The sequence below is a fragment of the Paenibacillus sp. JJ-223 genome (genome assembly GCF_927798175.1).
GTDB lineage: Bacteria > Bacillota > Bacilli > Paenibacillales > Paenibacillaceae > Paenibacillus > Paenibacillus hubeiensis.
Genome location: NZ_CAKMMP010000004.1, coordinates 1 through 15,711, shown reverse-complemented (window position 1 = coordinate 15,711; position 15,711 = coordinate 1). Strand labels below are relative to the sequence as shown.

Sequence of the window (15,711 nt, the reverse complement as noted above, 5' to 3'; positions counted from 1 at the left end):
TCATGGGAGAGGCGATCGTGATCACTTCGGGTAAAGGTGGCGTTGGCAAAACGACGACCTCGGCAAACATCGGAACGGCGCTGGCGCTGCTCGGGAAAAAGGTTTGTCTGGTCGATACGGATATCGGCCTTCGCAATCTGGATGTCGTAATGGGACTCGAAAACCGGATCATTTACGATTTGTGTGACGTTGCCGACGGCCGCTGCCGGCTGAATCAGGCTCTGGTTAAAGATAAACGCTTCGAACAATTATACATGCTGCCTGCAGCACAAACGAGAGATAAAAATTCCGTATCGCCTGAACAGGTGAAGGATATCATCCTTGAACTGAAAAAAGATTTTGAGTACGTTATTATTGATTGCCCGGCCGGGATTGAACAGGGATTCAAAAATGCGGTTGCCGGCGCAGACCAGGCTATCGTTGTTACGACGCCCGAGAATGCTGCCGTTCGCGATGCAGACCGGGTCATCGGATTGCTCGAAAGTTCCCATGTACAATCACCGAAGCTTGTGGTGAACCGTATACGCAACAATATGGTCAAGTCGGGGGATATGCTCGATATCGATGGTATTTTGCAGGTGCTTAACATTGATCTAATCGGGATCGTGCCCGATGACGAGCTGGTGATCAAGTCCGCCAATTCCGGCGAACCGACGGTCATGAACCCGGATTCGAATGCAGCGATTGCCTATCGCAATATTGCGCGTCGTATTCTCGGAGATACCGTTCCCTTGATGCAGATGGATCAAAAAAAGGGAGCATTCTCACGCTTTAAAAAGTTTTTCGGTATGGGTTAAGCAATAGGTTTAGCTTGCCGATTCATGATTCCCTCAGACGAACAGCCGTGGCGGTAAGCGCGGCTTTTTCGGCTTCTCTTCTTTCTTTATTTACGCCGTTATTGTTGTGTCCCGAATTTGCTTTTCCTCCGAACGTGCCTGCTCATATTATGGACAGACCCTTCATAGAATGTACCAAAGAAATGCGTTTGTGAATTGATCATCGCAAGCAGACAAGCCGTCTGTCATATGACGGAGGTTTTCTGGCGAAATCACAGGATGCGAATGGCGGTTAACGCAGAATCGCGGCATCCTGAACAAGCCTTGGCGGGAGGACATTCCATGGATACCAAACTGAGGGTGAAGCAGAGAAGGGAAGAGCGGATCAGGCGGCTGCTGGACGGAGCTGCGAAGGAGATCATGCAGGAGGAGCGGCCGGGATTCGTTCATAAGGAAGACAAAGCCAATCAGCGGCGCATACCGTCGATGTCTGATGATATACAGGACAAGCCTCGAGACCTTGCATCGTCGATGCAGGAAAGGGAGCGCGATCCTGAGCTGTTATGGAAGCAGGAGAATGGGCGGTACGGACCGAATGGACACGTCCGCTTCCATTTTTTTAAATCATTGATGAAGCGAACGCTTGTCAGTGCAGTGCTGTTTGGAGCAGTCTGGGGAATGTTTCAATGGAATGCTTCCTGGACGGTATCTCCCAAAACGGCAGTAGCCGATGCATTGCATCGGGAGATGGATTTTGAGGCTGCAACGGCTTGGTATGAGAAGCACTTTGGGGGACACCCCTCATTTTTGCCGGTATTCGGGCATGCCGCGGATGCTGTCAACGGCGGGGAGGGAGTGCATTCGCTGCTGGGCAAGCCGATATCCGGAACCGTTGTGCAGCCTTTTGCGATGAGCATGAAAGGGATCGAGATCGTTCCTGATCTGGCCGGAGAAGATTCCGTGCGGGTGGTCAGCTCGGATGCAGGCAGGGTTCTGCAGGTGCTGGGGGACCCGGAGAGCGGCATTACGGTTGTTGTTCAGCATACGGGTGGCCTCACGGCCATTTACGGACGACTCGGAGAGAGCGATGTAGCGGTGAATGACTGGTTGGAAGCCGGAGGCGTCGTAGGAAGCTTGCCCGCAAGCCGGGGCGAACAGCCCGCATCGTTGTATTTTGCCATTAAGGAAGGCGACCAATATGTAGATCCGGCAGAAGTGGTTGCCCTTGATTAGGTTTTGGGGCGTGCGCATCACGATGCATCCGTTCTTTGTCATCATTATGCTGGCTTCCGTGCTGACAGGGCATTTTATCGAGCTGGTGACCTTGTTCGCCATCGTATTCATTCATGAATGCGGGCATGCGGCTGCAGCGGGTCTGCTGGGCTGCCGAGTCCTTTCGATTCAGATGCTTCCGTTCGGGGGCGTGGCTGTCATCGAGGATCGCGGGAATCTTACGGCGGGAAAGGAAATTCTGATCGCGCTCGCCGGTCCAATGCAGAATATGCTGATGGTAGGAGCTGCACTGCTAATACTGCAGTTGGGTGTGGGCGATCCTGAATTTATCCGGTACATCATCCAGGGAAACATGCTCATCGCTTTATTCAACCTTCTACCCGTAATGCCGCTGGATGGCGGCAAAATCGTGCAGGCGCTTGTCAGCCTGTTTGCTCCTTATTACAGCACATTGATGTGGACGTATCGTATAGGCATCTTGTGCAGCTTGGGCATTAGTGGATATGCAATTAGCCGTTGGCTGGCTGCAGGAGACGGATTGCCTTTAAACCTGCTGCTGATCGGGGTGTTCCTGCTGTATTCGAATGTAACCGATTTTAGGAATGTTCCCTATCGATTTATCCGCTTTCTGATGAATAGGGAAGAAGTGTTTGTTCGTCATGCGATCGCTGGCAGTCTTGTGCAGCCGATAATCTCATTTCCGGCGAAACCTTTGGATACCATTTTGCGTCTATTAAAGAGAGAAAGATATCATATGATATACGTCATGAACAAAGAGGGCCGCATTATGGCCGTTCTGCCGGAACAGCGGCTTATCGGTTCTTATTTCAAGCAAAATACCGAAAAAAAATAGTTTTCGCTGGTTAACCGGCCGAAATCAAGGTTATACGGTTCATGTATGCATGCGTGCATGCATTGCTAACATACAGAAACGGATGTGGAAGAATTGAATGCTCTTCTTGAGGTGCAGCCATGAAACAAATGATCATACATAATGAACACAACCTCGTGCAAATGGCGCTACTGGAAGAAGGAAGGGTTGTAGAATTCGCGGCAGAGCATACCAATGACCGGGGACTGCTCGGCTCCTTTTTCAAGGGACGGATCGTGAATGTATTGCCGGGAATGCAGGCTGCTTTCGTCGATATCGGGCAGAAAAAAAACGCATTTCTGTACGTGGATGACCTGCTTCATCCACACCTGGAGAAACAGCCCAAGGTGAAGCCCTCCATCTCGGAGTTGGTCAAACCTGGACAGGATATTATTGTTCAGGTACTGAAAGAGCCGGTGGGCGGAAAAGGAGCGAGGGTGACGACGCATTATTCTTTGCCGGGACGCTGGTTAGTGTACATGCCCATGGCAGATTATGTGGCCGTATCCAAAAAGATTGCCCGCGAAGGGGACCGCTCCCGACTCAAGGCACTCGGTGAACAACTTCGGAACGGCGAAGAAGGGTTGATTATTCGTACCGTATCTGCAGAGAAGCATCAGGAGGCCATCCAGGCAGACCTTGAAGTTCTGCGCCAACAATGGCTAAATATTCTCCGAAAGGCCGAGGGAATGCCTTCTCCGAAACTTCTGCATCGTGATATTGGGCTGGTGCAGCGCATTATCCGGGACGTGTACACGCCTGGAAGCGATGAGGTCATTACCGACAGCCAGCCGAATGCCGATGCGATCGCCGCCCTGCTGGAAGAAATCGGACCGGGACATCGGCCTAAAGTGCAGGTTTACAGAGGGCAAGATCCGATTTTTGCGGCATACGGCGTGCAGGAGCAGCTGAAGCTTGATTTTGCGCGCAAAGTTTGGCTGCCGGGCGGAGGATATATCGTGATCGACCACACGGAAGCACTAACTGTGGTGGATGTAAATACCGGCAAATATACCGGTGCTGGCGGAGACCGACTGGAAGACACCGTCACTGAAACCAACATGCAGGCTGCAGTCGAAATTGCCCGCTTAATGCGGCTTCGTGACATTGGCGGCATGATTATCGTGGACTTCATCGATATGGAGGAAGAGGCGAATCGGCAGGAAGTGGCGGCCACGCTGGAGGCCCAGCTCAAAAAAGACAGAACGAAAGCATTCGTGATAGGTTGGACCAAGCTTGGCCTGCTTGAAATGACCCGCAAAAAGGTGCGTGAAGAAAGCACGCTCCCTTACGTGGAGGCATGCTCTTCCTGTCATGGAACGGGGAAAAGATATATTTCGCCGTTGCATTGATTTTTGCCGTGAGTAGTGCTATAATGTTCAGGTATGTGTTGAGCCGGTAGGTCTTGCACATGCTGTAACCGCACTGGCCGGGTACAAGAACAGCCCCGCGAGGTGGCTGACACCCGAGATCGGGCGAGTCTGAGACATGAGGAGGTGCAAGGCAAATGTACGCAATTATTGAAACAGGCGGCAAACAGTACAAAGTTCAAGAGGGCGATGTTCTGTTCATCGAGAAATTGGCTGCGAACGACGGCGAAAGCGTAACGTTCGATCGTGTCCTGGCTGTATCCAGCGAGCAAGGTCTGACTGCAGGAACTCCAGTTGTATCCGGAGCAACTGTAACAGCTAAGGTGGAGAAGCATGGTAAAGGTCAAAAGGTTGTTGTATACAAATACAAACCGAAAAAGAACTACCATGTGAAGCAAGGTCACCGTCAACCGTACACTAAAGTAATCATTGAGAAAATCAACGCGTAAGAAGGTGCGATAATTGATTATCGTTCAAATCTTTCGCAATGGTGAAGGCAGTATTGAGAAATTTTCGATCCAAGGGCATGCCAATTATGCCAAGCGGGGAGAAGATATCGTTTGTGCCGGAGTTTCTGCCGTTACGGTAGGTACGGTCAATTCCATTGAAGCGTTGACGGGTGTCGAGATGAATTCCAAGATGAAAAACGGTTTTCTGAGCGCCTCCATGCCAACGTTGAATAAGGATGAAGACGGGTCTCAGGTACAATTATTGCTCGAATCCATGGTGATTATGCTCACTAGTATTGCAGAGTCATACGGGAAGTATATTAAAATAGAGCAGTTCAATAATTAAAGAAGGAGGTCAACCATCATGTTGAAATTAAATCTTCAGTTGTTCGCATCGAAAAAAGGTGTGGGTTCCACGAAGAACGGACGCGACAGCCGCTCCAAACGCCTTGGCGCTAAACGTGCTGACGGTCAAGCCGTGACTGGTGGAAGCATCCTGGTTCGTCAACGCGGAACCAAGATCCACCCAGGAACTAACGTGGGAATCGGCAAAGACGACACTTTGTTCGCCAAAGTGGACGGCGTTGTTAAATTCGAACGTTGGGGCCGTGACCGCAAAAAAGTTAGCGTCTATCCTGTAGATGTTGCTCCAGTAGCAGCTGCAGTAGAGGCGTAATATCGGCATTCTTCGCCAGAAAGCCTTCGGCATTTTTGCCGGAGGCTTTTTTGCGTGGATGTGCATTCGGTAATGAACTGGCAGATCAGACATGATATACTTGGTAACGGTGGGATAAACCAACCGAGTTTGGTAGAACGGGGAGAAGCCATGAAATCTTGGAAAAGAGTGCCGTGGATTGCGGCATGTTCACTTCTGATTCCTTTGGTTTTCATCATGCTGTATCCGGCGGCCGTATCGATCGTTGCATATGCATTGTGGTCCGTCGTTGTGCTGCTGGTTTCGCTAGCTGCGATGAGAAAGCAGGCGGATGCGGAGCGCAGAGCCATTATACAATCGTTGGAAGAAAGAGCGATATCGTCGCTGAATCATCACCGGCATGATTGGATGAACGACCTTCAGGTATTGTATGGATACCTTCGAATGGGCAAGCTTGATAAATCATTGCAATGTGTGGAAAGAATAAAAGAACGGGTTCAGGAGGAAAGCCGGATTTCCAAACTGGGCATTCCTTCACTCGTATTTTACCTTCAATCCTTCCGCGCGAGCGGGGCTGCGCTCGATTTGCACGTGGAAGTGGAGGAAAACCTGCAGCTTGGTGCTCTGGTCTCTCCCGAGGATGGCGAGTCACTAACATGCGCAATTGCGGATGCCATCCGTGCCTATCAGTATGGCGGCGGCCGGTCGTCTTGGGGAGAGGTTCGCAAACTGACCTTGAGCTTTGGACAGGATCACGGGGATGTCGTTGTGCGGCTGGACGGGGATCAGACGCCCGACCCGGAAACGATAAAACAGCTTGATGCCGTACTCAAAGGAAAGAAAGTCAGAACGGAGCAACTTCCGTCTGAAGATACGTTTATCCAATTCAGAATGTCGTGTGAGGTATAGGAAGGGGTAGCCATGTTTGTAGATAAAGCGAAGATATATGTCAAAGGCGGAGACGGTGGAGACGGGATTGTTTCCTTCCGCCGGGAAAAGTACGTACCTGAAGGAGGACCTGCAGGCGGTGACGGGGGAAAGGGCGGCGATGTGATCTTCCGCGTGGATGAAGGGCTTCGTACCCTGATGGACTTCCGTTACCAGCGCCATTTCAAAGCGAAACGCGGAGAAAAGGGCCGCAACAAAAGCCAGCATGGAGCCAATGCGGAAAATATGGTCGTGCGCATACCACCAGGTACAATCGTAATGGATGAAGATACCGGAGAAGTGCTTGCGGACCTTACACGTCATGGTCAGCAAGTCATCGTGGCTAAAGGTGGACGGGGAGGACGCGGCAACATTCGCTTCGCTACGCCGAACAACCCTGCGCCCGAACTTGCGGAAAATGGCGAGGAAGGCGAAGAGCGCTATATTGTGCTGGAACTGAAAGTGATGGCGGATGTTGGCCTGGTCGGTTTCCCGAGCGTGGGCAAATCGACGTTGTTGTCCGTCGTCTCGGCGGCGAAGCCGAAAATCGGGGCATATCATTTCACAACCATCACGCCAAATCTGGGCGTTGTAGCCGTGGATGAGGGCCGCAGCTTCGTGATGGCCGATTTGCCTGGACTCATTGAAGGAGCGCATGAGGGCATCGGGCTGGGGCATGAGTTTTTACGCCATGTCGAACGTACCCGCATCATCATTCATGTGGTGGACATGTCCGGTTCCGAAGGACGCGATCCGTTTGAAGATTGGCAGAAGATCAACGAAGAATTGAAACAGTACAACCCGCTGCTTGCGGAAAGACCGCAGATCGTCGCGGCAAACAAAATGGATATGCCTGATTCGGAAGAAAATCTGGAACAATTCCTGAAACAGGTTCGTGAGGTCCAACCGGATATTGAAGTTATGGCGATATCTTCCCTCACGCGGAAGGGCATTTCAGAGTTGCTTTACCGTGCCGCCGATCTGCTGGATCAAGTGCCGGAAGAAGTCACGGTGGACGAAGTGGCCGAGGTATCCGAACGCAAGGTATACAGCTTGGACAAAAAAGAAGACGAAGGGTTCCGCATCGTGCGGGAAAACGATATCTTCGTTGTGCATAGCGCCAAGATTGATCGCATGATGAAGCGCATGCAATTGAATTCGCATGAAGCGATCCTCAAGCTTGCACGAACGCTGCGCCATATGGGCGTAGACGACGAACTGCGCAAGCGCGGGGCCGAAGAAGGCACCATTGTGCGCATTGGCGATTTCGAGTTCGAATTCGTGGAAAGCAGCAGTTATTATTAAAAGCTGTCTTTGCCGGAAGAAAGATATAAAAAACGCAGCGTGGCGGGATGTTCCCGCTGCCTGCGTTTTTTATGTTCTTGGGCGTGTATTGAATGAACATAGTCATTTTTAGTACATTACATACTTTGGGCCAACGTGCATATGGGGAGACGGTCGTTTCGAAAATGTGCGTGTTATGTATTGCCCTTTTTTCACATATCCGATATAATGTCCACTAAATAAAAACATGAGTCTTTGAGGAGAGGACGTTCATGAATGAACGCTATTACTTAGTACGAGAAGACATTTTGCCCGAGGCAGTCGTGAAGACGATGCAAGTGAAGGAGCTGCTCGCTTCAGGGGATGTCAAAACGGTGCATGAGGCCGTGGAACAGGTAGGATTGAGCCGTAGTGCGTTTTATAAATACAAAGATGGAATTCATTTGATCAACCAACTCGAGCGCGAGAGAATCGTGACCATATCCATTGATCTGGAGCATCAGTCGGGCATCCTGTCCAAAGTATTGGGGCATGTGGCCGGTTATGGAGCCAATGTGCTTACCATTAACCAGAGTATCCCCCTCCAGGGAAGGGCCAACGTGGTGATTTCAGTCGAAACGTCGCATCTGCATGGCGAAATCGGGGAGATGCTGGAACGGATGCAGGAACTGCCTGGTGTTCGTCGTACGCGGATTGTAGGCCAAGGTTGATTGTATTACGGACTGCACGGGGCAACATGCAAAGCTAGATTCGAAGGCAACGGATTCATCGCAGGTGGTTGGCAACCATCAACAGACATTAGGGGGAGATCGTTCGTGAAACCGGTAAAAGTGGGACTATTGGGTCTCGGAACAGTAGGGACAGGGGTTGTTCGTATTGTGGAAGGCAATCAGGAGGATCTCAGCAGCCAAGTGGGATCGCCGATTGTCATTGAGAAAATCGCGGTGAAAAATACGGAAAAGGACCGTGTCATTCCTATTGACCGTGCCAAGCTGACGGAAAATCCCTGGGATGTCATCCGCCACCCGGATATCGATGTGATCGTAGAAGTGATGGGGGGGATCGATCGGACGAAAGAGTATATTCTGGAAGCTTTGGAGAGAGGCAAACATATCGTTACGGCCAATAAAGACCTGATGGCTCTGCATGGATCGGAAATTTTGGCAAAGGCACAGGAGAAGCAGTGCGACGTGTTCTATGAAGCGAGCGTGGCCGGAGGAATCCCGATTATCCGCACGCTGATCGAAGGCTTTTCTTCCGATCGGATTACCCGCATCATGGGGATCGTGAACGGAACGACGAACTATATTTTGAGCAAAATGAGCCAGGAAGGCGCTTCTTATGAGGAAGTGTTGGCCGAGGCGCAAGCGTTGGGATACGCTGAATCCGATCCTACGTCAGATGTCGAAGGACTGGATGCCGCACGGAAAATGGCCATCTTGGCAACGCTTGGATTTCGGACAAACGTGGAGCTCAAGGATGTCGCCGTAAAAGGCATTTCGTCGGTGACCCGTGAAGACATCACCTACGCCAAACGTTTGGGCTATGAAATGAAACTGCTCGGCATTGCCGACCGCGAGGGCGACGAGATCAGCATTAGCGTACAGCCGACGATGGTCAGGCAGAATCATCCGATTGCCTCGGTCAACGGCGTATTCAATGCGGTTTATGTCCATGGCGAAGCCGTGGGTGAAACGATGTTTTACGGGGCTGGCGCAGGCGAATTGCCAACGGCAACTTCCGTTGTGGCTGACCTTGTGGCTGTGATCAAAAACTTGAAGCTGGGAGTCAACGGCCTTAAAGCTATCGTTCCCTATAAGCAGAAACGTTTGCAAAGCGACGAACAGATCGTATCCAAAAACTTTATTCTGCTGCATGTGGATGACAAAGCAGGTGTGTTGGCACAGATTACGCAAGTCTTTGCTGAATACAACGTTAGCCTTGCTTCGGTTGTTCAACAGCCGAATGAGCACAATCCGGATGCAGAAATCATTATCGTGACGCATAATGCAAGCAAGGCAAGCATGGATAAGGTGCTTAAGCATTTTGAATCCTTGAGTGTCATACGCCGAATCAAGAGCGTATATCGCGTAGAAGGTTAACGTGCGCGAATCACGAGGAAACGGCGGTTGCTGCCGATGTAGAGCCTGATGGATCAGTGGACAACGGAATGGATATACGATTTTGAAAGCGTATCGGACCTTGCTGTGCGTTAAAGCATATTTGCTGAGCGCGCTTCAACCTTTTGGGCATCGTGAGTATACGAGCTGAAGCTCGAAAAGGCATTTTAAAGGCGGAGAGTCCGCGGTAGAGGCGTCCTGATCCATCATGGCTGCAAGATCCCAACGTTGCGATCCGGACGGTGGCATCCGAACCGTTGGTTGTTAAAGATAGCGAGAAAGCCGTAATGGCGGCAATCGAACGATTGGAGATGCAAACCGAATGAGCATGAATCAAAAAGTTGTTGTAAAGGTGCCTGCAAGCACGGCCAATCTGGGTCCCGGGTTTGATACTCTAGGCATGGCATTGTCATTATATGCATGGCTGGAAATGAAGCCGGCGGATAAGACCGTTTTCCATTTGCATGGGGATAATCTGAACGGTTTGCCATCCGACAAGACCAATTTGATCTATGAGGTTGCCCAAATGGTGTTCCGCGAAGCCGGGGTGCCTGTTCCGGAGCTGGAAGTCTCCATGTTCTCGGACATTCCGCTTACCCGCGGGTTAGGCAGCAGCGCTTCCGCCATCGTTGGCGCGCTTGCTGCGGCGAACGCTTTGATTGGGTCCCCCCTGACGGACGCTAAATTGTTTGATATGGCGACGTCGTTGGAGAAACATCCCGATAATGTTGGAGCTTCCCTGTATGGAGGGGTTGTTGTTGCAGCTTGGGACGGAACGCGGGTAGAACATATCCGAATCGAGCCTCATCAGGATCTGCAGGCACTTGTCGTTGTGCCCGATTTCCAGTTGTCCACCTCGAAAGCCCGTGATGTAGTTCCTGATCAATTCAGCAAAGGGGATCTGGTGTACAATGTGAGCCGATCTTCGCTGCTTGTTGCCGCTTTGGCCGGCGGACGTCTGGACATGATCCACGCAGCAATGAAGGATCGGGTGCATCAGCCTTACAGGGCATCGCTTGTGCCGGGCATGGCTGAGATTTTGGAGCATGCTGCGGATCACGGGGCTTTGGGCGCTGCGTTGAGCGGAGCCGGACCGACGGTACTGACGTTGGTGGACCGACATGATCCTCGCAAGACCGGTTTGGAGCAATATTTGTTGGATACAATGAAGCGCGAGGGCATTGCTGCTTCCGCGTTGTGGCTTGATCCTGACCTGGACGGGGTGACCGTGCTTTCAGATCAAGAAAACAGTCCTTTTCTGGACATCGTCAGAGGAGAAATCAACGCATGAAAAGAATCGCCGTGTTACCTGAAGGATCGGTTTCCCACGAGGCTATTGAATTTCTGTTTAATGGAGAACCGCTGGAATTGTACCATTCCAAATTGATTTCCGATGTGTTCCGCGCAACAGACAACGGAAAGACCCAATATAGCGTGATCCCTATCGAAAATACGATCGAAGGCTCGGTCAGCCTCCACATGGATTGGTTAGTCAATGAAGTCGATATCCCCATGCAAGCAGAATGGGTCTATCCTTCCATACAAAACGTGATCGGGCACGGGTCTGAATTTGCAACAGGCGACGGAGGGTATGATTTCGGCAAAATCACCAAAATCATGTCACACCCCGTTGCGATTCCGCAATGCCAAAACTTCATCCGCACTTATTCCCCTGAAGCAGATCTTGAAGGGGTGAACAGTACGGCCGAAGCGGTGGAATTGGTCAAAAAAAATCCGGGCAAAGGCTGGGCGGCCATCGGCACAAAGCTTGCGGCGAAGAAACACGGCCTAGACATCATGGCGGAACGGGTTACGGACCATGACAACAACTATACTCGCTTTGTGCTCATCGGCCATGAGCCGGTGCAAATTCCGCGGGAACCGGACCATGTCAAGACAAGTTTGCTCGTCACGCTTCCGGAGGATGCTCCAGGGGCGCTGCATCAGGTGTTATCGGCATTTGCATGGCGGAAGTTGAACCTTACCAGGCTGGAATCGCGTCCGACGAAAAAAAGGCTGGGGAGTTACTACTTTTACATTGATGTAGAAGAGACGGTAGACTCCGTGCTATTAACGGCGGCCATGGCCGAAATCGAGGCTTTGAATTGCCAGGTGCGTGTTCTTGGAAGCTACCCTTGTTATACCTATCCTTCGTTGAAGACGACCTGAGGGCCGGGTTGAAATTTGTTGAAGGTTGTCATGCGTATGGGTGAAAATTCACGTCCTGACTGCTTTTTGTTGTACAATAGAGGAGTTGGACGGAGTATTCGGAGCAGTGATTTTGAAATATAACGGAGGTGCAATGATTATGTCAGAGCAGTGGATTTATTTGGACGGTCAATTTGTAACCAAGGAGAATGCAACCATATCCGTGTACGATCACGGTTTTTTATACGGGGATGGCATTTTTGAAGGAATCCGCATTTACAATGGCAATATTTTCAGATGCAAGGCCCATTTGGACCGTTTGTACGATTCCGCCAAATCCATTGCGTTGAACATTCCGTTGTCGTATGACGAAATGCTTGATGCTGTGGCTGAAACCGTGCGCCGCAACGAGATGCGCAATGGATATATCCGTTTGATCGTATCGCGTGGAGCAGGCAATTTGGGGTTGGATCCGACGCGTTGTCCGAAAGCTTCCGTGATTATCATCGTGGAGCAGCTCGCAATTTATCCGGAAGAAGCTTATTTGACGGGGTTAAAGGCCGTGTCCGTATCACAACGACGCAATATCCCGGACGCGCTGAATCCGAAAATCAAATCCCTGAACTACCTGAACAACGTATTGGTTAAAATCCAATCCAATTATGCGGGTGTTGGCGAAGCGATTATGTTGAACTCCCAGGGGTACGTGACCGAGGGATCGAGTGACAACATTTTTATCGTGAAAAACAGTGTTGTTTACACGCCTCCTTGTTATCTGGGAGCTCTGGAGGGGATTACACGTCAAGCTATTATCGACCTTTGCGGCGAACTTGGATTCGAGTTGAAAGAGACTCCGTTCACGCTGCATGACGTGTATGTTGCGGACGAGGTGTTCTTCACGGGGACTGCTGCTGAAGTCATTGCGGCATACGAAGTGGATGGAAGAACCATCGGTGCAGGTGTAGCCGGCCCTGTGACACTGAGGCTGCTTGAAGCGTTCCGTCAAATCGTTGACAAAGACGGCCATAAAGTGTGGGAAGCTTAAGTTTTAATATCTGATTTTGTAGTAAGAGATCCTTTTTGCCTAATGACAGAATGGGTATGCAAATGCATGCCGATTCCGGGGCGGGAAGGATTTTTTTTGCGTTATTGATGTCATCAGGGCGGTTGCTGCATAGGATGTATTAACAATATGGGCGATTGTACAGCCCAAGTATCGCCTAGGAGGTTTGTTTCTAGTGAAAATACACATGGTGAAAAAGGGCGACACCCTGTATTTGCTTTCCAAAAAGTATAATGTGTCGCTTGAAAAAATTATTGCGGCCAATCCGCAAATCGCTGATCCTGACAAATTGGACGTTGGCATGAAGGTCAAAATTCCTGCTGAGCCCGTGACGCCAAATCTGGATGGGGTGCTGCATAGTCACAAGGTGCAGCAGGGGGATACGTTATGGAAGCTCTCGCAAGCTTGGGGAGTTCCGTTGAAGAGTATGCTCGAAGCAAATCCGCAGCTTAAAAATCCCAATGCACTCCTTGTCGGTGAAACGGTGTATATTCCTTCGGTACAAGGTCAAGGAGGGGCTGCGACTGGCAACAATACATCCAATAGTGCAGCCGACGAGAAGCTTTCCCCAGAAGGCAAGGAGTACACAGGGGTGAAGGAAAACACGGAGGTTATCGAAAATCCGGTAATGCCTGCTCCGGCTCCAGCGCCTGTAACCGAACCGCAGGCAGAGGCTCCCATCGTGTCTTCCCCGCCGGAAGTCAATCAGGAGCTCCCCAATGTAATGCCTAATTCGGAAATTGTGCCTCAACTGCCTGTAATGCCTGAAGTGGAACCGAGCAAACAAACTGAAATTAAAAAAGAAGTATTGTATCAAGCTGAAATCAAGCCTCTGCCTGAGTACACCATGCCGAAACTCTCTCCTGAAGCAAACGTGATGCCGGTCCTGCCGAATGCAGCATGGCCAGCCGAGCAAGCGGTAAAATCGCCCTGTGGTTGTGGTAAAAAATTGCTTCATGCGCCTGTAGAATATCCTTATGCACAAGTTCCCGTTCCCGCACAAGAGGCGTACAATGTTGAGCCGAACGCAGCTCATTCAGCAACAGGAAGTAATGAAAACCTTGGTTTTCCTGGAATCCATCAGGTGAATCCGTATGCCACGGAGGGACAGATATCGAATTATTCGTGGCCTGACCACTCGCATAATCCAGTAATGCCGAATGAGATTTCCGGTGTGAACAGCTTTCCGCAATCGCCAGCATCGCATGTCAATAGCCCGTTTACTCCTTATTCTGTAGGGGCGCAGGAAAATCAGCCGCCGATGATTTCGCCATACTCCATCCTTCCATATCCTCCATGCGGTTGCGGAGGTCATGTGCATGCTCAACATTACACATTCCCAGTTCATCAATATCAGTCTCCATCTTGGACTATGTATGACCCGTACGGAGTGAATCCTACCGGGATGGCTCCTGCAATGACTTCAGCTCACCCGGCAGAGTATACCTACCAGAATCCGTATCCTGTGCAAAATATGGTTCCTCCGGCTCCATTAGGTGCGTTCGGGGAGATGTACCCTTCTGGAAGCAAGGGAAAAAAAGGTGATCATGACGTCAATTTAAGCCATTCCGATGCTGAGAAGGAAGAACTGTTCATTAAGGAAGATGCAAGCAAGCAGGAACCGGCGACGAAGAGTAAAGCTGCCAAAAGAAGAGCCGGAAAATCCAATGCAAAGAGACCAAGCAAAGCTTCGGTTTCGTCAAAAGCACAAAATGAACGTAAGTCGGCAATGGCGAAGCGTAATGCAAGTTCGAAAAACAGAGCTCCCTGGATCCGAAAGTAGAAATGGAACATGTTGCGGCCGACTCTCTAGCGGTTGGCCGCTTATAAATGTATAAATGTGCAATAAAAGAAGCGAATATAGTAGGCTGAAAGAGGTTCGGTCATTCTTTGATAAAGGGTGCTTTTGGATCGAGGAACCTGGAGATTGTAGAATCTCTTCAAGTTTTAATAACGGATTCACACTATTTTTTTAAAAAAAGTATTGCATTATGAATTTGAAAGTGGTATATTCTAATTCCGGCCAAGAAAACACCGAGAAACATGGTGCGGCAAGCAAAGCAAAAAAGCTTCGAAAAAAGAAACTTAAAAAATGCTTGCAAAGTTGGTTCGGATGTGATAAGATATAAGAGTTGCTAATGACAACAACTTAGTAACGAAAACGAAGTTTGATCTTTGAAAACTGAACAACGAGTGAGTAATGCGAGGGTTTTTGGTGCATGTCGTATGACTGTATAAAAACCGGAGCAATATTGAGATATTTTATCTCGTCAGATTCAAATGAGCTAATCGCTCTTTTCAATACCTCAGATGATTTTCATCACGATTAACCTCGTGACCGAAATTCATCTTTATTGGAGAGTTTGATCCTGGCTCAGGACGAACGCTGGCGGCATGCCTAATACATGCAAGTCGAGCGGAGTTGATAGGAAGCTTGCTTCCTTGATGCTTAGCGGCGGACGGGTGAGTAACACGTAGGCAACCTGCCCTCAAGCTTGGGACAACTACCGGAAACGGTAGCTAATACCGAATACTTGTTTTCTTCGCCTGAAGAGAACTGGAAAGACGGAGCAATCTGTCACTTGAGGATGGGCCTGCGGCGCATTAGCTAGTTGGTGAGGTAACGGCTCACCAAGGCGACGATGCGTAGCCGACCTGAGAGGGTGATCGGCCACACTGGGACTGAGACACGGCCCAGACTCCTACGGGAGGCAGCAGTAGGGAATCTTCCGCAATGGGCGAAAGCCTGACGGAGCAATGCCGCGTGAGTGATGAAGGTTTTCGGATCGTAAAGCTCTGTTGCCAGGGAAGAACG

15 protein-coding genes and 1 rRNA gene are annotated in these 15,711 nt (G+C 50.2%); all 16 read left to right on the top strand.

Annotated features, from left to right (window positions below):
- The first annotated feature begins 2 nt into the window (after positions 1-2).
- On the top strand, positions 3-797 hold the full coding sequence (gene minD / locus L6H98_RS08655) for a septum site-determining protein MinD (RefSeq protein WP_236414406.1): 795 nt from the start codon (positions 3-5) through the stop codon (positions 795-797).
- A gap of 321 nt (positions 798-1,118) precedes the next feature.
- Positions 1,119-2,009: a M23 family metallopeptidase gene (locus L6H98_RS08650; protein WP_236414405.1), complete on the top strand. Its 891-nt coding sequence runs from the start codon at positions 1,119-1,121 to the stop codon at positions 2,007-2,009.
- Positions 2,002-2,862: a M50 family metallopeptidase gene (locus L6H98_RS08645; protein ID WP_236414403.1), complete on the top strand. Its 861-nt coding sequence runs from the start codon at positions 2,002-2,004 to the stop codon at positions 2,860-2,862. The genes L6H98_RS08650 and L6H98_RS08645 overlap by 8 nt, the downstream gene beginning before the upstream one ends.
- A 119-nt stretch (positions 2,863-2,981) precedes the next feature.
- Entirely contained in the window at positions 2,982-4,232 is a 1,251-nt protein-coding gene (locus L6H98_RS08640; RefSeq protein WP_236414401.1) for an Rne/Rng family ribonuclease, read from the top strand.
- 155 nt (positions 4,233-4,387) lie between these two features.
- Positions 4,388-4,699, top strand: a complete 312-nt coding sequence (gene rplU, locus L6H98_RS08635; RefSeq protein ID WP_236414399.1) for a 50S ribosomal protein L21 — start codon at positions 4,388-4,390, stop codon at positions 4,697-4,699.
- A 13-nt stretch (positions 4,700-4,712) separates the two neighbouring features.
- Positions 4,713-5,045 (top strand): ribosomal-processing cysteine protease Prp, encoded by a 333-nt coding sequence (locus tag L6H98_RS08630; RefSeq protein ID WP_236414397.1) that lies wholly within the window; start codon positions 4,713-4,715, stop codon positions 5,043-5,045.
- 18 nt (positions 5,046-5,063) lie between these two features.
- Entirely contained in the window at positions 5,064-5,375 is a 312-nt protein-coding gene (rpmA, locus tag L6H98_RS08625) for a 50S ribosomal protein L27 (protein WP_236414395.1), read from the top strand.
- 150 nt (positions 5,376-5,525) lie between these two features.
- Positions 5,526-6,263, top strand: coding sequence for a Spo0B domain-containing protein (locus L6H98_RS08620; RefSeq protein WP_236414394.1), 738 nt, complete (start codon positions 5,526-5,528; stop codon positions 6,261-6,263).
- 12 nt (positions 6,264-6,275) lie between these two features.
- A complete protein-coding gene (obgE, locus tag L6H98_RS08615; protein ID WP_236414392.1) occupies positions 6,276-7,586 on the top strand; it encodes a GTPase ObgE in 1,311 nt (436 codons plus the stop codon).
- 251 nt (positions 7,587-7,837) lie between these two features.
- Positions 7,838-8,275: an ACT domain-containing protein gene (locus L6H98_RS08610; protein ID WP_236414391.1), complete on the top strand. Its 438-nt coding sequence runs from the start codon at positions 7,838-7,840 to the stop codon at positions 8,273-8,275.
- Positions 8,276-8,380: 105 nt separating this feature from the next.
- Positions 8,381-9,667, top strand: coding sequence for a homoserine dehydrogenase (locus L6H98_RS08605; RefSeq protein WP_236414388.1), 1,287 nt, complete (start codon positions 8,381-8,383; stop codon positions 9,665-9,667).
- Between the two features lie 340 nt (positions 9,668-10,007).
- Positions 10,008-10,976: a homoserine kinase gene (gene thrB / locus L6H98_RS08595; protein WP_236414386.1), complete on the top strand. Its 969-nt coding sequence runs from the start codon at positions 10,008-10,010 to the stop codon at positions 10,974-10,976.
- Complete coding sequence (gene pheA / locus L6H98_RS08590) at positions 10,973-11,854, top strand: prephenate dehydratase (protein ID WP_236414384.1); 882 nt, start codon at positions 10,973-10,975, stop codon at positions 11,852-11,854. Before thrB ends, pheA begins: the two co-directional genes overlap by 4 nt.
- A 139-nt stretch (positions 11,855-11,993) precedes the next feature.
- A complete protein-coding gene (gene ilvE, locus L6H98_RS08585) occupies positions 11,994-12,878 on the top strand; it encodes a branched-chain-amino-acid transaminase (RefSeq protein ID WP_236414382.1) in 885 nt (294 codons plus the stop codon).
- A 193-nt stretch (positions 12,879-13,071) separates the two neighbouring features.
- Positions 13,072-14,679, top strand: a complete 1,608-nt coding sequence (locus L6H98_RS08580; protein WP_236414380.1) for a LysM peptidoglycan-binding domain-containing protein — start codon at positions 13,072-13,074, stop codon at positions 14,677-14,679.
- Positions 14,680-15,247: 568 nt separating this feature from the next.
- Positions 15,248-15,711 (top strand): 16S ribosomal RNA (locus L6H98_RS08575); the annotation flags it as partial.

Coding starts and splice junctions, on each gene's coding strand:
- minD (WP_236414406.1), top strand. CDS start 3: ATGGGAGAGGCGATCGTGATCACTTCGGGTAAAGGTGGCGTTGGCAAA.
- L6H98_RS08650 (WP_236414405.1), top strand. CDS start 1,119: ATGGATACCAAACTGAGGGTGAAGCAGAGAAGGGAAGAGCGGATCAGG.
- L6H98_RS08640 (WP_236414401.1), top strand. CDS start 2,982: ATGAAACAAATGATCATACATAATGAACACAACCTCGTGCAAATGGCG.
- rplU (WP_236414399.1), top strand. CDS start 4,388: ATGTACGCAATTATTGAAACAGGCGGCAAACAGTACAAAGTTCAAGAG.
- rpmA (WP_236414395.1), top strand. CDS start 5,064: ATGTTGAAATTAAATCTTCAGTTGTTCGCATCGAAAAAAGGTGTGGGT.
- L6H98_RS08620 (WP_236414394.1), top strand. CDS start 5,526: ATGAAATCTTGGAAAAGAGTGCCGTGGATTGCGGCATGTTCACTTCTG.
- obgE (WP_236414392.1), top strand. CDS start 6,276: ATGTTTGTAGATAAAGCGAAGATATATGTCAAAGGCGGAGACGGTGGA.
- L6H98_RS08610 (WP_236414391.1), top strand. CDS start 7,838: ATGAATGAACGCTATTACTTAGTACGAGAAGACATTTTGCCCGAGGCA.
- thrB (WP_236414386.1), top strand. CDS start 10,008: ATGAGCATGAATCAAAAAGTTGTTGTAAAGGTGCCTGCAAGCACGGCC.
- pheA (WP_236414384.1), top strand. CDS start 10,973: ATGAAAAGAATCGCCGTGTTACCTGAAGGATCGGTTTCCCACGAGGCT.
- ilvE (WP_236414382.1), top strand. CDS start 11,994: ATGTCAGAGCAGTGGATTTATTTGGACGGTCAATTTGTAACCAAGGAG.